At 61.6% G+C, this 22,119-nt stretch carries 13 protein-coding genes; 8 read left to right on the top strand and 5 right to left on the bottom strand.

Translation table 11 applies throughout. The features are described 5' to 3' along the window. Positions 1-6: 6 nt before the first annotated feature. The 5 genes from DFR46_RS03855 to DFR46_RS03835 all read right to left on the bottom strand — a co-directional run bounded on the left by DFR46_RS03855 (position 7) and on the right by DFR46_RS03835 (position 10,628). Positions 7-1,758: a ShlB/FhaC/HecB family hemolysin secretion/activation protein gene (locus tag DFR46_RS03855; RefSeq protein WP_245953657.1), complete on the bottom strand. Its 1,752-nt coding sequence runs from the start codon at positions 1,756-1,758 to the stop codon at positions 7-9. Positions 1,759-1,984: 226 nt separating this feature from the next. Next, a complete protein-coding gene (locus tag DFR46_RS03850) occupies positions 1,985-2,704 on the bottom strand; it encodes a hypothetical protein (protein ID WP_147297609.1) in 720 nt (239 codons plus the stop codon). Further along, positions 2,685-4,733, bottom strand: coding sequence for an adenylate/guanylate cyclase domain-containing protein (locus DFR46_RS03845; protein WP_116235248.1), 2,049 nt, complete (start codon positions 4,731-4,733; stop codon positions 2,685-2,687). Before DFR46_RS03845 ends, DFR46_RS03850 begins: the two co-directional genes overlap by 20 nt. A gap of 36 nt (positions 4,734-4,769) precedes the next feature. Further along, on the bottom strand, positions 4,770-7,853 hold the full coding sequence (locus DFR46_RS03840; RefSeq protein ID WP_211306369.1) for a CHAT domain-containing tetratricopeptide repeat protein: 3,084 nt from the start codon (positions 7,851-7,853) through the stop codon (positions 4,770-4,772). A gap of 183 nt (positions 7,854-8,036) precedes the next feature. Further along, on the bottom strand, positions 8,037-10,628 hold the full coding sequence (locus tag DFR46_RS03835; RefSeq protein ID WP_116235247.1) for a glycosyltransferase family 4 protein: 2,592 nt from the start codon (positions 10,626-10,628) through the stop codon (positions 8,037-8,039). A 180-nt stretch (positions 10,629-10,808) separates the two neighbouring features. Here DFR46_RS03835 and DFR46_RS03830 point away from each other — a divergent pair, with 180 nt between their 5' ends. From DFR46_RS03830 to DFR46_RS03795, 8 genes are read left to right on the top strand one after another with little or no spacing between them, the layout of a single operon-like run. Beyond that, positions 10,809-11,738 carry an NAD-dependent epimerase/dehydratase family protein gene (locus DFR46_RS03830; RefSeq protein ID WP_116235246.1) on the top strand — a complete coding sequence of 310 codons (930 nt, stop codon included), beginning with the start codon at positions 10,809-10,811 and terminating at the stop codon, positions 11,736-11,738. 39 nt (positions 11,739-11,777) lie between these two features. Further along, entirely contained in the window at positions 11,778-12,917 is a 1,140-nt protein-coding gene (locus tag DFR46_RS03825; RefSeq protein WP_116235245.1) for a glycosyltransferase, read from the top strand. After that, positions 12,914-13,753: a hypothetical protein gene (locus DFR46_RS03820; RefSeq protein ID WP_116235244.1), complete on the top strand. Its 840-nt coding sequence runs from the start codon at positions 12,914-12,916 to the stop codon at positions 13,751-13,753. Before DFR46_RS03825 ends, DFR46_RS03820 begins: the two co-directional genes overlap by 4 nt. After that, complete coding sequence (locus DFR46_RS03815; RefSeq protein ID WP_116235243.1) at positions 13,750-15,873, top strand: glycosyltransferase; 2,124 nt, start codon at positions 13,750-13,752, stop codon at positions 15,871-15,873. Before DFR46_RS03820 ends, DFR46_RS03815 begins: the two co-directional genes overlap by 4 nt. Positions 15,874-15,912: 39 nt before the next feature. Next, positions 15,913-19,497 (top strand): hydantoinase B/oxoprolinase family protein, encoded by a 3,585-nt coding sequence (locus tag DFR46_RS03810; protein ID WP_116237133.1) that lies wholly within the window; start codon positions 15,913-15,915, stop codon positions 19,495-19,497. Continuing rightward, positions 19,494-20,168 carry a DUF969 domain-containing protein gene (locus DFR46_RS03805; protein ID WP_116235242.1) on the top strand — a complete coding sequence of 225 codons (675 nt, stop codon included), beginning with the start codon at positions 19,494-19,496 and terminating at the stop codon, positions 20,166-20,168. Before DFR46_RS03810 ends, DFR46_RS03805 begins: the two co-directional genes overlap by 4 nt. Next, a complete protein-coding gene (locus DFR46_RS03800) occupies positions 20,165-21,115 on the top strand; it encodes a DUF979 domain-containing protein (RefSeq protein WP_116235241.1) in 951 nt (316 codons plus the stop codon). Before DFR46_RS03805 ends, DFR46_RS03800 begins: the two co-directional genes overlap by 4 nt. Then, on the top strand, positions 21,115-22,119 hold the full coding sequence (locus DFR46_RS03795; RefSeq protein WP_116235240.1) for a DUF2891 domain-containing protein: 1,005 nt from the start codon (positions 21,115-21,117) through the stop codon (positions 22,117-22,119). Before DFR46_RS03800 ends, DFR46_RS03795 begins: the two co-directional genes overlap by 1 nt.

The following is a 22,119-nucleotide window of genomic DNA, read 5'->3' as shown; positions in this document are numbered from 1 at the left end:
TGCATGTCAGTGTGCAAACCGCAGCAGAAGCGAAAGGAGCAGGCGCGGACTCGGCCTGTTCGCCTGGAAATTCGTGCGGTTCAGCGGGATGGCGAAGGTCGTATCCAGCCGCACCCGGTCTCCGTAATTGGCGCGCAGGCCTACGCCTGTTGAATAGAGTTCGTCACTGCCTGTACCGCCCAGCGCCGCAGGGTCTTCATTGCCAACCCATGCTGCATCGAAAAAGCCGTAAGGCTGAAACGCCCAGCTTTCGCGCGTCCGGGGCAGTGCACTTCCATAGCGGAATTCGTACCGGAAGCCGATGCCGCGATCGCCGATCACCGAACCGGGATCGAAACCGCGCCCGACAGTATAGTTGCCGCCGGAGAATTCCTCGTAAGAGAGCAGCGGATCGCTGGTCCATTGCAGCCGGGGTTCGATAACGAAGGCGATATCCGGAGTCGGTCTGAGCTCTGCAAGGCCGTCAATGCGCAAAACCGTGGCGTCTGCTTTGCCTGCGGCGCGGGTTTGCGGCACGCCATTTACCGGAAAACCGGGCTCCGTCGCGTCGAAGATATCGAGGCCCTGTCGCACTTCTCCGGCAATGCCGAACCGCCAGCGCGGTTCTGCTGCGCTATAACCGCCAACGCCATCGATGCTGCGCCGATCCGAAGTATAGAGGGCGGCCCTTGCATAGGCGACGCGCAGTTTGTCCCGGTTCAGCGCCGCGCCGCCGAAACGCACATCCTGGTCGATGAAATCGAAACCGGCCGTGCCAACCAGGCTGGTCGCCTGATCCAGTATGAAGGGGTAACTGAGGTCGAAACCCGTCACCAGCGTCTGAGTGTCGAACGGACTGACGCCGCCGACAGTCGGGTCGTTCCAAGCATAGGTGAACGTTCCGCCAAGCCGCAAGCCGCTATCGCCGATCGCGAAGCTGTGACTGGCATTGAGCACCAGTTGTTCGTTGAAATCGGCGCTTGAGAAGACCGCAAGAGTGGTGCTGTCGCCGAGCCCGGTGACATCGTTGATCTGGGCGCGAATCTGTCCCCCGAAACGGCCGGTCGAGCGCGACGCGTAATTCTGGATATTGCCCTCAAGGATGAAGGGCGTCCGCTCGACCCGGACATCGCCAATCACTTCGCCCGGCACGCCTTCGGCCGGCCGCAGCGTCAGGCGGGTTTCGAAGCCTGGCAGGTTGCGGGCCAGCAAGAGGCTGCGTTCGGCTTCGCGCTGGTTGAACACCTCCATCTCGCCAAGCGGCCGCAAATAGCGCGCGATCAGGTTTTCAGAATTGCCGGCATCGCCGCGGACCTGAATCCGCGACATCGACGCCATCAGCACATCGAAGCGGACGATACCGTCATCGCCTATCTGTTGCGGCGGAACCTGCACCGCCGCGAGATAACCTTCCGAACGCAGGATCGAAGCCGCTCGATCGCGTATCTCGCAAACGATCGAGATGGGCACTTCCTGCCCGAGATAATCGGCAAAGGCCGGGCGTATTCTGTCGGCGGAAATGCCCCTCAGATTGGCGAAAACCGCGTCGCTCAACCGGAATCGAATAGCGGCGAACTGGGGTTGGGCAAGGGGGCAGGGCGCGCGTTCGATCCCGCCTTCAACCTCCAGCCTGTCTGCCGGTTGACCGGTGCCGGGCGTCAGCCGGTCCGGCTGGATTTCTTCGCGGGTTGGTGCCGGCCCCGACTGTGCAACGGCGACGCCGGGTTCGGCCGCTACTATTGCCGCCAGTGCTATAAATCCGAATACTCGCAGTGACACGCTGCACTCCCCCCGCAGACCAGCGCCTCCGTTTCTATTCCAGGTTCAGGAATATCTGGTGGTCGCTTTTTCTTTCCCATGGGGCACATATCGCCCCATTCCTATATTCAGACCGCTGTTAACCACCTTTGCGACCAAACAAGGTGGGTTGCTGTGCAGCGGTCCGAACTTCGGCATCCGGCCGGACTAGCAAGCAGTCAAAACAGCTGCAACCGGCCTTTCCGCCTCAGTTGCCGGATGTCAGCGCTACTTGCGGCCTGACCGTCATGGCATCCAGCTGGCCGTCGCACTCGTTGGACAGCAACGCCTGGCCGACCGCCACGGAATCGTCGGCATCAACGCTCAGTGGCACGAATTCCATTTGTGCATGGGCTGTGCTGCCCTGGATCGCCACCGTGTATGTGCCACCGGTTACAGCCAGGCCTGCGGGCCAGCTTTGGGTATGTTCGCCTTCGGCCATCGAGACGGTCATGCTTTCTCCGTCTGCAACGCGGGTAACGGTGACTTCCGCATCGATAGAGGCATTGCCGCGCCAAAGTTCCAGGGGCTGGCTGTCGACGACACAAAAAGGCCCCCCTTCTATAATGTTGACCTGCCACGGGGTGCGTATCACGATATCTGTGCCACGGCTTACCCCGGTTCGTGCCGTGCCGTTATTGCCACGGGTCGTTACGCCGCCGGATGCGACGCGGACGGGTCCGTTGATGCGAAAGCGGCCGGGACCGTTGAACTGGCGGGTCCCGCTGCTGGTCAGCACGGTTACCCGGTCGCCGGCGCTCAGGCGCAGGGCTTGGGTATCGCTGAGCCGCGTTCCGCGCGGTATTTCGCGGGCAATGGTGCCGGACGAACGGGTAACGAGAACGTCGGCCAGCGCCGCGCTGCCCGTCGATGCAAGCGCAAGGCCCATAATCGCATAAAGCGTCGATCTATTTGCTTTGAAAAACATAACTGCCTCCTGGTTCCGTATTGATCAGGCGTTCCGCGAAATTTTGCAACGCTTTGTCGGCGGGATTTTCAGCCGCCAGCTCAGCAATTTTCTCGCGGGCCTGTTCATTCCCTTTCTCAAATTCCTGATACAGCGTATCGAGCATTGAAGCTGAACCTTCCGTGATTTCGAGCACAGGTTCGTAAATTTTGACCGGCGTCGCCCGGCCGGAAAGGGTGACGCGGCCCAAACAGCGGAAATTCGCCTTCGTGACCGTCTCGATCGCCTCATAGCTGGCAAGCATCACCGTCTTGGTCTGTTTGTTGGCGCTTTCGAGCCGGGCCGCCGTATTCATGGCATCGCCGAGGGCTGTATATTGTATGCGCTCCTCGCCGCCGAAATTGCCGACAATCGCCTCGCCATAATGGAGGCCCACGCGCGTACAGCCGATCGGTGGCACACCTTCGGGCACAGTGTTGCGAAATTCTTCGCCAAAGCGCCACATCGCGATCCCGCATTGCGCGGCGCGCTCGGCATCGTCGGGCCGGGCGATGGGAGCGCCCCAGAAAGCGACCACGGCATCGCCGACGAATTTGTCGATCGTGCCGCCATATTCGAGGACGATCTCGCTCATCTTGTCGAGATAGTTGTTGAGCAGCGTGGCGACCATTTCCGGTTCGATCGCGTGGCTGAGCTTCGTAAAGCCTTCAAGGTCCGTGAAAACGGCATAGATGGCGCGTTTCTCCCCGCGCAGCGAGAGGCGTTCGGGGTCCGCGACGATCTGCGTGGCGACATCGGCGGGCAGATATTTGTTGAGCGCCCCCTGCACATATTGGCGCTGTTCGGCACCTACCGAACGGGCCGCCGCCCCGATCGTAGTGAAGGCGATGATCCAGCCGGCGATACCGCCGAACACCGGCAGGTTCTGCGTATCCATTCCCGTCCGGTGGAGCGTGAAGGGGATGACGATCAGGCAGGCTGCCTGGACGAAGATCAGCAGCGCCAGTTTCCACAGCCGGAAGTCGCTAAGGCTGGTCAGGGCACCGCAGGCTACGACGAGGATAGCCATCGCCCAGAGCGCCCAGCCCGGGATCGGTGTCATGATGATTCCATCCAGCATCTGGGCGAGGAGATGGGCGTGCACCTCGACCCCGGGGAGCGTCGTCAGCGCCGATTCCCCCTCGGCTGCCTGTTCTCCCGTGACCGAGCCGGTAATGCGCGACAATGGCGTTTCAAACCGGTCCCTGTCCTGCAGGTCGGTGCCGATCAGCACGTAGCGACCGGCGACAAAGTCGGCCATGCCGGCCGCGGTTTCGGGGTCGGCGAAAAAGTCTATGGGCAGCATCGTGAAGACTGCGCCGCCCTCATAGAGCGGCCGACGATAGACGATGCTGCCGCGATGGTCGCGATACGCGTCATTGCCGGGCGCGAGCGCATTGGCGAGAAGGGGCGGAATGTTGCGCGGCTGGTCAGGCCAGCTGCGGTTCACATTGTCCTGATCGGTCAGCAGGAACACGCTGGCGGTATCGATGGCCTCCGTGTCCACGCTGTCGAAAAAAGCCTGCCTGAAATCCTCCTGGCGCGGTTGGATCTCCAGGGGATTATTTTCCATGCTGACGAACGCCAGATAGGTGGGCGTGGTCATGCCCCGCAGCGCCTCGGCCAGAATCTCGTCATTGGGGGTGGGCTGGTCGATCAGGATGTCGACACCGATCGAGCGGGGCGACAGGGCATCGATGTTGGTCAGCGCCCGGGCAAGAATATCGCGGTCGAGCGGTGAGCGGACACCGGTATCGAATAGCGTGTTCTCATCATAAACGATGATGACAATGCGGTCGTCTTCCTCGACCTGCTCCATTGCATAGCTGGCGCGGACATCGAACAGTACCCGTTCGATCTCGTCGGTGAAGGGCATGGCCCAACTGTACCGCGCGATGAACAGGGCAAGGATGAGCAGGGTAAGGCTGGCGACCATCCTGAGGGGGCCGATCTCGCGTCTGGCGCGGCGCATGCGCGTCCAGAACGGGCTGTCTTCGGCCGCTTTACTCATGACAGGATGTGCCGTTCTGATTGTGTTGATCGGGCATCAGTTGGCGTGAACCAGAGGCTGGGTGGCATCGCCGATGATCGCAAAGCCAGCCCAGTAATAGGGGTGCGAGGTATCCGGATCGTCCATTAGCTGCTGTTGAGCGGATCGCATGCTTGCGCCGAGCGCAACATTCGGCCCTACCTCGAACAGGCCGGTTATCAATCTCTCCGTGGCGCCGAAATCGTCGGGCGCCGGCCAGTGGCTGGCAATCACGGTTCGGCTGCCCGCGCCGACAAATGCGCGGACAAGCCCGTCCAGCGCCGATGTTCCGCCGGTAACGCCAGCGGCTTCCGAAGCTGCCACCCCGGCCGCGCTGGCCGTATCGCAAGCGGAGAGGATAACGAGATCGGCATCAAGTTTGAGGTCGAATATCTCACCGAATTCCAGCAGGCCGTCCGACGAATCGCCATCGGCGAACGAGGTCAGCAGTGCGGGCAGGGGCGGGCAGTCCGGCCGGGCCTGCGTGACCAGGCCATGGGTGGCGAAATGCAGGATGCGGTAATCGTTGAGATTGGGCTGCTCGCTGATTGCGCTATCGGTGAAATCCCCTCCGGTTATGATCGCCGAACCTTCATCGCCTACAAGGCGCAGCGCGGTCCGCAATTCGCGCGCCGAGATGGGGGCGTTCCAGAAACTGAGCGGCCAGCCACAGCGCGGATCGCTCTGGCCCCGGTCAAGGCTCGCGGGGCGGATACGCGCCCTTGGCGGGGCATTTTCTCCCAGCCCCAGATACTGCCGGGATGCGCTCGATGGCGGCAGGTTGCGGACATCGCGAAAGCCGCGCGCGGAGAGCGCCGTGCTGATCGCCCGTTCGCGCCCCAGCCAGGCGACGCCGGAAAAGTCGAACAAGTCGCCGCCCGCACTGGCCACGCGCTGTTCATAGGCTGTTACGCCAGCCTCGTCCGTGACCAGGAGGTTCGCAGGCAGACGAAGCATCGCCCCATCGGGTTCGAAGATCAAATGTTCGATCCCCGCGAGCCTCGCCGATGCCGGGCCAATCAGTTCGCCGAACAGCTGATGCGCAAGGCGAACATTGAAGGGGTAGGTAAGCCGCACCCCGTCCTCGATCGTCGAAATGGTCTCGCGCAGCGCGGTGACCCGCTGGTCAAGCGTGTCAGCATCGATACCGGCGCGATATGCCAGGGCCGTCTCGTTGGTCACGAATATGGCATAGACCTGACCGGCCACCTCGTTCAGTTTCAAATAGGCTTCGCCCGGCTGCAGGCTTGCCTGCAGATCGCCAATATCGAGCGCTTCCGTCGAAACGGCCTGATATCGGGGATAGCGTCCGAGCTCGGCCTGTGTGGCAGCCTGCTCGGCCGTCAATCCGTCCAGTTCGCCCTGAAGCGCCCCGATCTGCGCGACGGTCGCATGATCCTGCTGTTCACGGGTGCGCAGGCGTCCCAGTTCGGTGCGCGCGGCTTCAATCGCCCGGGTCAGCGTGACCGACTGTCGAAACAGCCGGGCGGCTTCATCATTCCCGTTGCTCAGCTCGCGCGCGAGTACGGCCTGCGTATTGGCGACGCCGGGTCGGACGAGCGTTTCGCTCGCGAGAAAGAAATCGCCGACAAGTGCGGGATTGGCATCCATCTGGCCGAGGAGGAGTTCGAAATAAGGCAGCAGCTGATTTTCCAGGCTGGTGCGCGGTGTTGCCCGGCCGCTATTTTCGGAAACGACTTCGGAGAAGAGCGCGAGTGCAGTGTCCGTCTCTCCGCGCCGTGCGAAAAAAGCGGCAAGCCGGGCCTTGGCCGCACTGGTGGCGATGGTCAGCGGGTATTGTACATCCAGCAGATTGAGGGCCTGGCGCAGGCGCGCCTCGGCCGATCCCATATTGCCGCGCGTTTCATCGATACCCGCCAGTTCCGTCAGGGCCTGGGCACGGAGCCGAGCCGTCGACCGGACCCGTCCGTCGCGCACTGTTTCCATTGACTCCAGCGCTTCGGCAAGGGCCGCGATAGCCCTGTCCTCATGGCCTTGCATGCGCAAGATCGATCCACGCAATTGCTGGGCCTGTGCATCGAGAATGATGGCGCGCTCGGTAACCGTAAGCCGTTCGCTTTCCTCACCACCCAGCTGACGGGCAAATTCGGCGCCGCTGTTGATCTGTTGCGATGTGGCGTCGGTGATCGCGGCCTGCTCTCCGCCCGTGGCTGGTGTCATCAGCGCTGCAAGGCCTTGGTCCAGAATTGCCAGCGCTTCATCCGTTCGCTGCTGGTTCAGAAGGTGCAGCGCCCGGAAATTCCGGCGGAGGCGCAATTGGGTCGGGCTGGCGCTCGGGATGGCGAGCGCGCGGGCATAGGTGGCATCGGCCGTTTCGAAGGCCCCGAGATTGGACTGTTGAAGCGCCTGGTTGATCAGATACTCCCCGGCGCGTTCGGTGGCTTCCGGATCGGTCTCCGCAGCGTTGCGCCGGAACAAGGTCTCGAAGAATTCGGCTGCTTCGGCATAATCGCCGCTATTGTTCCGGCGATACCCTTCGGCAAGCGCCTGATCGCTGTCCAGCGTGCCCGCCTGGACTCGCGCAAAGGCGGCAGCATCACCCATTCCGGTTGTTGCGATGGCCAGGGTTCCCGGCAGGATCTGATCGGTGACGATTGTTCGCAATCCCAGCCTCAGCGCGCTATCATAGCCCGCAAGTCCTTCCGCGATATAGACGGTGTCGTCGCGCTGATGCCGGTAGACGGTATAGCCGACCGGCGCGGAGTTCAGCCTGCAGTCCAGCCTTTGCGTATTGCCGATCGTTTCCAGATCCGTCGCCGTTTCGGCTCCGTCGCAACCTACGTTGGGCGCGCGCAGCTGCGTCAGGCGGGCGACCGGATCCGGCACGCCGTTACTGCGCAGGGCATATATCTGTCCGACCGGTTCGGCGGCGTCGCGGCAGACGATGGAATAGGCCCGGTCGAACATCGTTCCGAGTGCGGGATCGGTAAGGCGCGATTGCACCTGGCACAAAAGGCCCGAGCCTGACCCGAGGCGAAAGCTGTCTTCAAGGCTTGGTTGAGTGCTTTGGGCGGATGCCGGCGCAGGCACCATGGTCGCAAAAAGGGCTGTCATCCCTACAAAACTGACTAACCAACGCATGCAATCCCCCTCGAACACCGATGTCATCGCGCACCCGACGCACTGGCCGGTTCGCAATTCCAGATCATGCGACCGTGCGCCATCTATACCCCGCAGGGCTAAGGAATCCAGCGCTGCTTCTCGGTAAGGGTAGAATGTGAGGCAGTTAACCCTGTCGACCCTCATGCGTCGAAACGGCGTTGGCTAACGCAAAGCTTCCCGCAGCCGGCTGGCGAGCGAGGGTTTTTTCCCCGCCAGACGCCGTAACGGAGGGAGCTTGGCGGATGGCCTGTCTCCTCCGATCAGGGACAGGGCTTCGGCAAAATCTCCGTCCCAGTAAATCGGGCTGCGAGCGCTCAGGAAATAGATGCCGTCCTCAATGCGCTGGGCCAGGATCGAGGCAAAACGCTGTATATTGCTGCGGGTGAACTCAATGCGAAGCCGCAACCGGTCGCTGTCGTCGAGGAACGGCAGCAGATCGATACTGTCCTGCGTAAACCTGTCGCGGCTCCCGAAATTACGCTCTTCCCGAACGGCCTCGCCATTGGCGCGGATGACCAGGGCACCTTGGTGCAGGACGGCGAAATCGAGGCGCGCTGCGTCGCAATCGAATCCGAGCAGCACATGATGACGATTGGGCGGGGCGGAGGAAAGCTTGCCCATCTTTTCTACATTGGTGAGCCAGGCCGTTTCGCCGTCATTCTTGTGCGCGCGGCCAAGAATGATGCGCCCGCTATTGCCCTGCGCGCGCGCGGCGGCAGGTTTGTGAAGCAGTAGTTTCCGGGTAGGGAGGGCGGCGGTGTCGATCATCGCCTTTTGTGCCAGATAGGCACCATGGCCGCTCTGATCTACAATCCCCGCATAGTCGCCACCATGCGTGACAAGTGTCTCCGGTATGACGAAAAGGTCGCGGCGGTGCTGGGCGGCGCGGGTGATATATTCATGCACCATGCCCCTGGGCACGCGATAGGCTTCGAAAGGCCCCAGATCGCGAAAGGTCGAAGCGCGACCGGCAACCAGTTCGAGGCCATAAGCCGCTCCGGTTAGCGTCTGGCTGGCCGGATCTCCGCCAAGCGGCGCGAAGACCGTGTCCGGATCGCCGCCTTCGGCATCGGCCGAAAAGGCGAACAAGCTCGTGAACAGGGATCCAGGCTGCGCGGCGCTGGCCGCACGGAGCATTGCGGCCAATTCAGGTGTATATCCAGCATCATGGGCCGCCTGGAAGGTGAAGATATCGGCCTCGACGGTGGCGAGCGCGGTGTTGAAACAGGCTCCGGCCGATGTGCCGATCACATCGTGCAGGGCGAGCTTTCCTGCCGGGAACTGGTCGATAGCCCCGCGCGCCGAGGCGCTGACCGGGGCCGCCGCATACAGCTCGATCCTGTCGATATCTTCGGTTTCCAACGCCTGGCGAACGGCGTCGTCGACCTCCTTCGAGGTTGCGGCATAGACGATCAGCGCGACAGTTTCGTGGGCTTCGGCAACTGTGATATCCGGTGCCAGCGCGGCCATGCCTTGGGCGGCGACATAGCGATGGAAGCCATACCAGGTGGCAAGGTTGGCGTCATTGTCGAACGCGGGATGGGCCAGCGGCTGCCCGGTTTCGAGCGCATTTCCGATGCGCAGCGCCAGCGCCTCGGTGTCGGGCGGGACGAGCGCTGCACCATGATCCGCCGGATCGATCAGCTCGGCGGTGCCGCCAACTTCGGTCGCAATGAAGGGAATTTTGTGAACCAGTGCCTCATAGACCGCCATTGTCGAATTCTCGATCAGCGAAGGCATGACGGCGATCATGTCGCGCGAGCACATCAGCGACAGCGCTTCCGGCTGGTTTCTGTCGGTGACGATATCGATCGGAAAAGGCCAGTGTTCGGCGCGCTCGCGAATAAAATCCAGCGGCTGCATGCCCTGCTGGGTTGCCAGCGGTTCGCCGGGTTTGCCGAGAAAAGTGATGCGGTCGATCGCAATGCCCTGCGCAACGAGCATATCGATGGCCAATACGAACAGATCGAGCCCTTTGCGCGGCTCCAGCCGACCGAAAAAGACGAGTTCGCGCGCCTTTACGAGATCGCCGAATCTCCTTTCGACGCGCTGGTCTTCGACGACAACTTCTGAAAAATCGACGATATTGGGCTGCACATAGGTGCGGCCCTCGGGCAGCGCATAGCCGATATGGTCCATGAAGCTGAGCAGGTGCGCGCTGCCGCCGACCACGATATCCGCCCATTCGACGCATTTCTGTTCGGCAAAGCTGGCTATCAGCAGGTCGACATTGTCGATCGGTTGCATCTGATAGTGGCGGTTCCAGATATAGGGAGACGATGTCTTGGTCACGAACAGCGTGTCCTGGAAGGCGAGGCCGAGGCGCTTCGCCTGGAGCGCGTAAAATGCGCCGCCCCGCCATTCGGAGCTGTGCACGATATCGAAGCGTTCGCTGTCTCTGAGCCAGCGGTAAAAGGATAGCCAGCGCGCCTGCCATTTGGCGCTCGCCCCGGCGAGAGGTTCGCCGAGACCAGGCAGGGGGACGAAGGTTATCCCAAATTGTGCATAATGCTCGATCCAGTGTTCAGCCGTCTCATTCTCGACCTCGCAGCCCTTGAGATAGCAGACGGTGACGTCATGGCCTTCTGCGGCCAGGCCGCGTGCGAGATGATAATAGGTTGAGGCGATTCCGCCATTGCGGACGGGACCGACAATCTCTTCGGTAGCAATCAGGACACGGAGCTTGCCCCCGTCGGCGCTCTGAAAGGAATCGAGCGACGGAAAGGTACCGACGGTGAACTGATCGCGCTGCATATTCCGTCCTTACCGCGTGTGAGGAATTTTCCCACCCCGAAATATCGCGGATCCGCACGAGTGAGGCCGCGTAAAATGCTGCATTCACTGCGAGACCGGCATACGGCTCTGCCGATGGGGCACTAGCAATCGCGCCCAACAATCGATAGCGGACACGCAGCACAAGAAGTGAGCCTATTCATGAAGATTCTCGTGACCGGCGGTGCCGGATTCGTTGGCAGCAATCTGATCGCCCGGCTGAATGCGCTGGGCGGACACGACATTGTCGTGCTCGACAGCGAAGTGCTGGGTTCACGCGAAGCGATTGCCGATTGCGATGTCGCCTTTATCAAGGGCGATATTCGCGATTCCGACGCCGTCGAACGGGCGCTCGACGGCGTCGATGCCGTTGTTCATCTGGCAGCAGATACACGTGTTATTCCATCAATTTCCGAACCGAAGTTCAATTTCGATGTGAATGTTGGCGGCAGCCTTGTGGTGCTTGAGGCGATGCGGCGGCTAGGTGTGAACCGGATCGTCAACGCATCGACCGGCGGCGCGATCATCGGCGAAGCCGTTCCCCCCGTGCATGAGGGCATGATTCCTTCGCCCGCATCGCCCTATGGCGCGTCGAAACTGGCCGTGGAGGGCTATTGTTCCGCCTATTCCGCCAGTTACGGCATAAAGGCCGCTTCGCTGCGCTTTTCCAACGTTTACGGGCCCCGCTCCTGGCACAAGGGGAGCGTGGTGGCCCATTTCATCAAGCAGATCCTGAAAGGCGAGACATTGATCGTTTATGGCGATGGCGAACAGACGCGCGATTATGTGCACGCGCAGGATCTTTCCGATGGCATCGTCGCGGCGCTGAAATCGGAGGCAACCGGCCCGATCCAGCTTGGTACGGGTATCGGAACGCCGCTCAACGCCATCATCGCCATGCTGCGCGAAATCAGCGGACGGGATTTTGCCGTCGATTATCAGCCATATCGCGATGGCGAGATTGTCCACACCTGGTGCGATATCGGCCATGCAAGGGAAACGCTTGGCTATGACCCGCAGATTGCCGTGCGCGACGGATTGGAGGAAAGCTGGCGCTGGTTCGTCGACAATCGCGAACGCCTTGCGCTCTAGCTTGTTTCCGCCGCCGCTTTTGCGCACAGTCCCCGTATCGTGACGAACATCGCCTTTTTCGAACCGGCCTATGCCGCGCACAACCTGCGCGACTGGGAAATCCGCGGCAGTTACAAATATCCCAGCCTGCTAGGCAATCTGCACGAACAGGCGGCCGTCACGCTGCTGATGCGCGATCTTCCGCCCGAAGACGATATTTATCGCCGGCGTCTGGAAACGGAACATGGTGCGCGCTTCGTGCGGATCGATGCGCTGGATGATGCCGGCGAGCATGCGGCCGACATGCTTGCGGCCGATTATGGTGCAGCAATTGCCGAACATGCGCCGGACATTGTGAGCACCCTCAACGGACGGATGATCGGCTATAATTTTGCTCTCGCTAGGGCTGCCCGGGCGGCAGGCGTGGATTTCGTCTATCGGATTGCCGGGAACGATATCGCCACGCAAATGGCGGTGCAGGAGGCCCAGGGAAGGCCGGTTGCCGCTACCGCTTTTCACGGCACTCTCATGGCGCAGGAGCGCTATGCCGCGGAAGCGGCGCGAACGGTGATCGTGATGGGCGGGACGGAGCGTGCGCGGGCGGAAACGCTCGTTTCCGACTCTTCCAAAATTCGAATTTGCCGCCGGGGCGTGGATCGTGCGCATTTTTCTCCGCGCGCCGGGGCGCCGGAACGCTGCGACCATATCCTCTTCGTCGGCCGGGACAGTGAAGAAAAGGGTATCGATCTGATCGAAGCCGCAGCCGCGATCCTCGCCGAGGAACGGCCGGACCTGACATTCACAATCGCCGGCGATTTCGCCGCGCGCGAAGAGGGCAACCGGCGCTATCTGGGGTTTCACGATTATGCCGCGCTTCCCGGCCTTTATCGCGATCACGACGCACTGTTGTTGCCTGCACGATCCGAAGGTTTCCCGCAGGTTGTGATGGAAGCGATGACGTGCGGGCTTCCGGCGATCCTGTCGCAAGGCCTGTTTGCCCGGGATTTCGGAACTGAGGATGGCGTGGAACTCGTCGATCTTGATCCACGGGGCATAGCGGAAGCGATTATCCGTTGGCATGACGATCCGGCGCTTTTTACCGCGTCGCGGGAGCAAGCGCTGAGCCATGCGGCGGCGCATTTCGATGCTGATGCCAATGGTGCGCTCTATCACCGGGCCTTGCTGGGTGAGGGCGAATGACGAATGCGACCACACCGATTGCCCGGCGATACTGGTTTGCCGATGCGGAAGCGCTGGCGGCGATACGCGATGCGGAAGATGCGCCCGACTGGGGCGATGGCGGGCTGCCGACGACCGTTTTTTGTCTCGATACAGTTGCTCATGAGGCGATGGAGAGGCTCGGCGCGAACAAAAATCTCCATATCGTCGATGGGCGCAACGCACAGCATATCGTGGAGGTTTTTCGAGCGGAAATGAGCCGCGAGCGGGCGCGCTATCTGCAGCTTGCCTTTCATGGAATTGAGGATTTTGCGCCTGCGCTGGAACTGGTGCACGATAGGCTCGCGGTGTTGCAGGTGCAGGCCATGCGAACGGTCATGCTGCCGGTGTCCGTTTTTGGTGTGAACGAAGCGGCGAGCGACGAGACGCCGATCGCTGAATTTTACTGGATAGAGGCGGGCTATCTAAATGCGGCGCTTACGGGCGCCGACATCCAAACAGTCTCCGACCTTCGCGCCCAGATTACCGCGGCGCTTGAATCGGCGATGTGCGAGGCGCTGCCACTGGTTACCGGCGCCTATTATCTCTCCCCGTCCGAACAACCTGCACTCGGTGCAACCGAGCGGGAAGCCGCGTGCTGGCGGGCGAAGACGGCGAAAGCCTGGTCCGAAATCGACCGGCTGAAGAGCGAAAAACGGATACGGGCCGGGCGCGAGGCTGCCCTGAAAGCCCGACATGAGCGGGACCTAGAGCGGCAGGCAGAGCGCAGCAGCCGGGAGATCGACCGGCTATATCGCACTGCGGGCTGGGCGGCTCGGTGGCGATCTCGTTTTGCCCGGCTAGTCGGTCGCCGATGACAGGCCGCCGGCCATTGCCGCAAGATGGAGCGTTCGCCGCAGCTGCCATGGCGAGCCAGTTGCGCCGCTGGTCCGATGCGATAGCGCTGTGGCGTGATGTTTTCCGCAGCGGAGAGCATGACCGGCTAGCGGCGGCTTGCATTGCCGAGGCTGGGTTGCATCTTGGTCGTCGGGGTATTGCCGATCATATGCTCGGGCAAATGACGGAAATACCCGAGTTTCTGATAGCTTTGGTGAACGGCGGCGATATCGATGAAGACCCGGTCGAGCCCCTGTTCGACTTTTCCGCTGTAGAGGACGCTGTTGCCGCTTTCCGCGATATGCACCCGCTTGCCGAACTGCTGCCTCCCATCGATTTCTCATCGCCGACACAGTCTGGGCGGCCTTCGGTATTCGCGAGGCTCGGTACGCCGAAACCGACACGGGTGTCACAACAGATCGCCGCCATGCTCGACGCGAAGGACATGGCGTTGCTCCGCGGTTATGTGCAGCACCTGATAGACCGAAAATCGTCGCCGGCGGCATTGCACTGGGCCATTCTCGGCCTTCTGAAAGCCGGTCTCGATCGAAACGACGCCCTGTTTCGCGATGCGATCCAGAAATTCACTGCTAGCGCTCTACCGGGACAGGAAAGGGCGCTTGCCGATGCCCGGCTGTATCGCGGACTTGGTTACCCGGCTCTTGCTCGATTGCTGCTGCTGGAAGCCCATGCGCGCTCGGGCCGGGCAAAGGAACGGGCGAAAATCCGCCGTCGGCTTGCCCGTCTTGCGGCCGAGCGCGATCGCTGGCTGGACGACGCTGCCATTCTGTCGGCCGCCGATTTCGGCGCGCCTTCGGCGGAGCGCGAAGCACTGCGCCAACTTGCAGGAGAGGCCGCCGCCAGGGAGCCGCTGGAAAATGCGTTTGACTGGCTGCTCGAGCGGGGGCCCGCCGATCGCCACCTCTATGCGCCTGAAAACCGGCTGCTGATGGTCGGCAATACATTGGGTTGCGGCGGGATGGAGCGGATGCTTGCCCGGGCCTATCGGCATTTTTCGGACAGCGGTGCGTTCGACCGGGTGGATCTTGCGCTGCTCGATTATGCCGATGGTGCGCCGTCGGCCTTTTATGCTGAAGAGGCAGGCGTGACGGCTGATAATGTCCTTCGGCTGGATCGCGAGGGTACAGCGGAAATGCCCTTTTCGCTCCTGCCGGGAAGCTGGAAAGCGCGCGCGCAGAAACTCCACGATCACATCCGTGAAACCCGGCCCAGCGTGATCCATGCGTGGAACGACCTGACCGGTTTGCTGGCGGCTTATGCGGGCCTGGTTGCCGGTTGCCCAAAGATCATCGTCCATTTCCATCATGCGCCGGAGGTGCCGCGATCCGGCCGCGCGGAGCCCATAGCCGCCTATCCCGCCGCGTACCGGAAGCTCAGGACGCGATCGGACGTGACAACAATATTCTGCGCCGAGGCTGCCGCCAAAGGCTATGTAAAATGGTGGCGCGTGCCTCAGGATGAGCGTTTTGCCGTCCTTTATAACGGGTTCGACTGGGTATCGCCGACACCCGACAAGGTGGCCGCCAAAAACCGGCTGGGGCTCGCGGCGGATGCTCTGGTTGTCGGAGCCGTGATGCGCTTTGCAGCGGTGAAGCAGCCGCTGCTCTGGGCAGAGGCGGCTATCGCGCTTGCCCGGCAGGAACCGCGGGCGCAATTCCTGATGGTAGGCGATGGACCGCTGCGCGAAGCGGTTACGGCGCGCTTTGCCGATGCCGGGCTTTCCGCATCGCTCCATATGCCGGGGCAGGTCGAGAATGTGCCCGACTATCTGGCGGCGATGGACCTGCTCTGGATGACTTCGAAAACCGAAGGCTTGCCCAATGTGCTGATCGAAGCGCAGTTTTCAGGCGTGCCGATCGCCGCTTTCGATGTGGGCGGCGTGGGCGAAACTTTTCGCGACGGCGAAACCGGTGCGCTGGTTCCGCCGGACGATGTCGACGCGCTTGTCGTGAGGAGCAGAGCTATGCTCGCTGACGATGCCTGGATGGCGCAAGTCGCGCGAAAATCATCCGAACAGGCGCAGACGCGTTTCTCGTCGACTGCCTTTTTTACCGGTCTGTCCCGCCTCTATGCAATCTGACGGCTTGTATTCCCCGCGTCAGCCTGTTTGAAGGCGCAGATGGAGAGGGCGTGGCGTTTCGCGATTGATCGCGGTGGAACATTTACCGATGTAATAGCCCTGGCGCCGGACGGCCGCCTGCACGTCGAAAAGCTGCTCTCGGAAAATCCCGAACAATATGAAGATGCAGCCGTTGCGGCGATCGAGCGGCTGCGCGAGCGGCATGAGGACGACCCGATCGCGAGCGTGAAAATGGGGACAACGGTTGCGACCAATGCGCTCCTCGAACGCAAGGGCGAGCGGGTTGCGCTGGCCGTCACGCGCGGCTTCGGCGATGCCCTGCGGATCGGTTACCAGGCTCGGCCGAAGATTTTCGCGCGCCATATTGTGCTGCCCAGCCAGCTCTACGATCATGTGATCGAGGTCGACGAACGCATCCGCGTTGACGGGACCATCGAAACCGCGCTGGATGAGGCTGCCGCGCGGGCCGGTTTCAAAGCGGCTTACTCGGATGGCTATCGGGCCATCGCGATCCTGCTTATGCATGGCTGGAAATATCAGGATCATGAAGCGAAGTTGGCGGAGATCGCGCGCGATGTCGGTTTCACGCAGATATCCGTGAGCCATGAAGTCGCGCCGCTGATCAAGCTGGTCGGGCGCGGCGATACGACCGTGGTGGATGCCTATCTTTCGCCGGTGCTCCGCCGTTATGTGGATACGGTTGTGGATGGAATTGGGGATGGCCCCCGGCTCCAGTTCATGCAGTCGAGCGGCGGGCTCGCCGATGCCCATGCATTTCGCGGCAAGGATGCGATTCTTTCGGGCCCGGCGGGCGGCATCGTCGGTATGGCGAAAACGGCGGCACAGGCCGGATACGACCATATCATCGGGTTCGACATGGGCGGAACCTCCACCGACGTATCCCATTTTTCCGGACAGTATGAGCGAACCAACGAAACTGTCGTCGCGGGTGTCCGAATCCGGGCGCCCATGCTGCAGATCCACACCGTAGCTGCAGGTGGCGGGTCGATCTGCGATTTCGACGGGGGCCGGTTCCGGGTCGGTCCGGACAGCGCCGGCGCTGTTCCTGGCCCGGCCTGTTATCGGCGCGGCGGCCCGTTGACGGTCACCGACTGCAATGTGGCGCTGGGCAAGATCAATCCCAAAGCCTTTCCACATGTCTTCGGACCCAATGGCAATGAACCGATCGACCCGGCCATGGTCGCCGAGCGGCTTGCCGAAGTTGCGGCAAAAGTCGAGGCGGCGACGGGTCAACGCATGACGGCGGATGAAATTGCCAGTGGGTTCATCCGTATCGCGGTCGACAATATGGCTAATGCGATCAAGAAAATCTCGATAGCGCGCGGCCATGACGTCACCAACTATACGCTGCAATGTTTTGGCGGGGCTGGCGGGCAACATGCCTGCCTTGTTGCGGACAGGCTCGGCATTGAGCGCGTTCAGATACATCCGCTTGCAGGAGTGCTGTCCGCCTATGGTATCGGTTTGGCCGATGTCACGGTGCTCCGCGAGGTGACATTCGGCCAGCCGCTTGGGGCGGATTTCGAAGAGGCTATGGCCGCGCTCTCCGACGAGGCCGAAACGGCCGTGCATGAGCAGGGCGTTGACCGGGAGGACATTGCGCTCACACGGCGTGTGGCGCTGCGCTATTCCGGAAGCGACAGCACGCTAGATATCCCGCTTGCCAAGCCTGAGCAGATGCGCACCGCGTTCGAGGCCCTTCACAAAACGCGATATGGCTATGTCGATAGCAAGGCCGATGTGATCGTCGAAACGCTTGTTGCCGAAGCGGTTGGTCATACCGACAAAGGGTTCGCGGCCGCGCAAACAGCCGCCAACCTGCAACACCCCGAGCCCGAGGATGGAGAACCGGGTACACCGCCGGTTGTCTCCCGCGGCGCGATTGCACCGGGAAAGGCCGTGCCGGGGCCCGCGACGATCGTTGAGGATACGGCGACTACTTTTGTCGAACCGGGATGGCAGGCCGAAGCGGATGCGCATGGCAATCTGATCCTGACCCGAGCAGTCGCGCGGGATGACGCCCATGCGATAGGCACCGATGTCGATCCGGTGATGCTCGAAATCTTCAACAATCTCTTTATGGCGATTGCCGAGGAGATGGGGGTTGCGCTGCAAAGCACGGCCAGTTCGGTGAACATCAAGGAGCGTCTCGATTTTTCCTGTGCGCTGTTCGATGCGAACGGCGCGCTGATCGCCAACGCCCCGCACATTCCCGTCCATCTCGGATCCATGGGCGACAGTATCCGGACGATTATCGAGGCGCGCGGCCCGGGGGAGAATGGGGAAGCGGCGGACGGTCGCGGTATCCGGCGCGGCGATGCCTATGTGCTCAACGCGCCCTATCGCGGGGGCACGCATCTGCCTGACATTACGGTTATCATTCCGGTTTTTCATCCGGGCGACGATAGGCCAGCCGCCTTTGTCGCGGCGCGCGGGCACCATGCCGATATCGGCGGAATTGCACCGGGCTCGATGCCGTCGAACAGCCGCTCCATTACCGAAGAAGGTGTATTGCTCGACAATGTCCTGATGGTTGACGAGGGGCGGTTTCTCGAGGCCCAAATGCGCGCTATTCTCGGCGCTGGCGACTGGCCGGCGCGCAACCTGGATCGCAATATTTCCGATCTCAAGGCGCAGCTCGCCGCCTGCACGCGCGGAGCGGAAGAGCTGGTGCGTATCGCGGGCGAATATGGCCGTGATGTCGTGGCCGCCTATATGGATCACGTCCTCGCCAATGCCGAAGAGGCCGTGCGGCGACTGATCGAAAAGCTGAGCGACGGCGCCTTCACCTATGAGATGGACAATGGCGCGCATGTGTCCGTCGCCATCTCCGTCGATCATGAAGCCCGCGCGGCGACCATCGATTTTACCGGCACGAGCGAGCAGCAGCCTGACAATTTCAACGCGCCCTACTCGATTACGCGCGCCGCGACCCTCTATGTCCTGCGCACCCTGATCGACGATGCGATTCCTATGAACGACGGCTGTCTCAGGCCGATCGAGCTGATCGTTCCTAAAGGTTCGATGCTCCATCCGCAGTATCCGGCGGCGGTTGTTGCGGGCAATGTCGAAACGAGCCAGGTCGTCACCGACGCCCTGTTTGCAGCGACTGGCCGGCTCGCGCCTTCGCAGGGCACGATGAACAATTTCACCTTCGGCAACGGCACCTATCAATATTACGAGACCATCGCCGGTGGGTCCGGCGCAGGCCTCGACCATGACGGTACCAGCGCTGTCCAGACGCATATGACCAACAGCCGTCTGACTGATCCGGAGATTTTCGAAGCCCGGTTGCCGGTACTCCTGGAAAATTTTGCAGTCCGGCCCGGCTCGGGAGGCGAGGGGAGGCACCGGGGCGGGGATGGCACGATCCGCCGCGTGCGGTTCCTCGAAGCCATGCAGGCAAACATGCTCGCCAACCGACGCAGCATTCCACCACAGGGCATCGCGGGCGGCGGCAATGCAAAGGCGGGCCGCAACTATGTGGTGCGCGTGGATGGCAGCCGGGAAGAGTTGCCGGCAACCGCGTCGACGGCGATGGCGCCGGGCGATGTCTATGTGATCGAAACACCGGGTGGCGGCGGATATGGGGAAAGTGAATGAGTGAGTATCTGGTCCTATCCGGCATTCTCGTCGTGGTCATCGGCTTCGCGCTGAAACTCAACCCTCTGCTTGTTGTAACGATAGCTGCGCTGGCGACAGGGCTGCTCGGCGGGCTCGGATTGGGCGAAGTCATCTCTGCCTTTGGCGCGGCGTTCAATGACAACCGCTATATCAGCGTCGTCTGGATCGTGTTGCCGGTGATTGGCCTGCTCGAGCGTTATGGCCTGCAACAGCGTGCCCGCGCGGTGATCGAGAAGATGCGCGGGGCGACGATGGGACGGCTCCTCCTGCTTTATCTTTTCTTCCGTCAGGCAACGGCGGCGCTGGGCCTGACATCGGTCGCCGGTCCGGCCCAAACCGTCCGCCCGCTCGTTGCGCCGATGGCCGAGGCCGCAGCGGAAAAAACGCATGGCAAGCTGGATGAGAAGACGCGTGAAAAAGTACTCGGCATGTCCGCAGCGACCGACAATGTCGGCCTGTTTTTTGGCGAAGACATCTTCGTCGCCATTGCGTCGATCCTGCTGATCCAGGGAATATTCCAGACTTACGGTATTGAGCTGACGCCGCTCCAGCTATCGGTCTGGGCGATCCCGACCGCAATCTGCGCCTTCATCATTCATGGCACGCGCTTGCTGATGTTCGATCGCTCGATCGGTAGGCACGGCAAATGATTACGCTCGACTGGCTCTACATCCTTGCCGGGATCGCCTTCACGTTGTTTGCGCTGCTCAGCGCGGTCGATCGGAACAATGGCAAGCGTTTCGGCAATGCGGCTTTCTGGGGATTGCTCGCAATCAGCTTCTTTTTTGGCGGCTATCTCGGTGATTTTCTCAACGGTATTCTTGTGCTCTTGCTGGTCGGACTGGCGGGCATTGGTGCGTTGGGCCGGGGCGATCCGCCGACCACATCACTCGAAGAAAGGTTCGGTCTTTCCGAAAAACTCGGCAACAAGCTCTTTCTGCCGGCGCTGATTATTCCGGTCACCGCTTTTGCCGGTACGATCCTCTATAATTACACACCGCTCGGCGAGTCCGGGCTGTTCGAGGCCCGCTGGGTAACGCTGATCCTGCTGGGGCTGGGTGTATTGATCGCCCTTGCCGTCTGCATGGCCTGGCTCCGTCCGCCGCTTCTTGCGCCTATCGACGAGGGCAGGCGGTTGATGGATTCGATTGGCTGGGCCGCCGTGTTGCCGCAGATGCTGGCTGCGCTCGGTGCCGTTTTCGCGCTGGCCGGGGTGGGCGATGTGATCGGGCAGATAGCTGGCGGGATCATCCCCGATGGAAGCATCTTTATCGCCGTCCTGATCTACGCTCTCGGCATGGCACTCTTTACCATGGTGATGGGCAATGCTTTTGCCGCTTTCCCGGTCATGGCAGCGGCGATTGGCATTCCGATCCTGGTTCAGGATTATGGCGGCTATGCGCCGGTGATCGGGGCGATCGGTATGCTTGCGGGCTTCTGCGGGACGCTGATGACGCCGATGGCGGCGAACTTCAATATCGTCCCGGCGGCGCTGCTTGAGCTCAAGGATCAGTATGGCGTGATCCGCATGCAAGTCTGGACGGCGATACCACTGCTGGCCTGCAACATCCTTCTCATCTACTTTCTGGCCTTCTGATGGAACACGATCTCACACCCCGACTGACAGCTGACCTCGCCGTAAAATTTGCCGGCATCGCGCTTGGCCATGTCACGCAGCAATATCCGCACAAACTCGATCATGTGCTGAACGGCCCGGAGGACGCGCAAACGCCCAAGGCGCTGCATCCCATCTTCTATGGCAGTTTCGACTGGCACAGCTGCGTCCATGGCTATTGGATGCTGCTGACCCTGCGGCGGCTTCATCCCGAAGAATCTTTTGCGGCGGATGTCGAGAAACTGGCCGATACGATGCTGACCGAAGATAAGGTCGCGGTGGAGCTGGCCTATCTCGAGCGCGAATATTCGGGTGGATTCGAGCGGCCTTATGGGTGGGCCTGGCTGCTGGCTTTGCACCGCGAAGCAGCCCTGCACACGGATCGCGACTGGGTTGCAAACCTTGAGCCACTGGCCCGCGAATTTGGCGAGCGGCTCAAACTGTTCCTGCCCAAACAGGGCTATCCGATCCGTACAGGCACTCATTACAACACGGCCTTCGCGCTCGTGCTCGCCCATGGTTGGGCCGAGGAAAACGACCCTGACCTGCTCGGATTGATCCATGAACGGGCCGGATTCTATTATGGCATGGACCGGGACTGCCAGGCCTGGGAACCGGGTGGTGACGAGTTTCTCTCCTCCGCGATGATCGAGGCACTTTGCATGCGCACCGTTCTGGGCAAGGCGGATTTCGGCGAGTGGTTCGCAGCATTCCTGCCGCGCCTTGATATTGGCCAACCGACAAGCCTGTTCACCCCGGCTGCACCTTCCGACCGCAGCGATGGCAAGATCGCGCATCTTGACGGCTGCAATCTAAGCCGGGCCTGGTGTTGGCGAAGCATTGCGGATGCGTTGCCGGCAGAAGGGGCGGCGCAGGCGCACGAACTGGCCGAACGGCATCTTGCGGTCAGCCTGCCGCATGTCGAGGGTGATTATATGGGCGAACACTGGCTGGCGAGCTTTGCGGTACTGGCACTGATGGCCTAA

The organism is Parasphingopyxis lamellibrachiae (genome assembly GCF_003385775.1).
GTDB classification, from domain to species: Bacteria; Pseudomonadota; Alphaproteobacteria; order Sphingomonadales; family Sphingomonadaceae; genus Parasphingopyxis; species Parasphingopyxis lamellibrachiae.
This window is presented reverse-complemented; position numbering and strand designations above follow the sequence as displayed.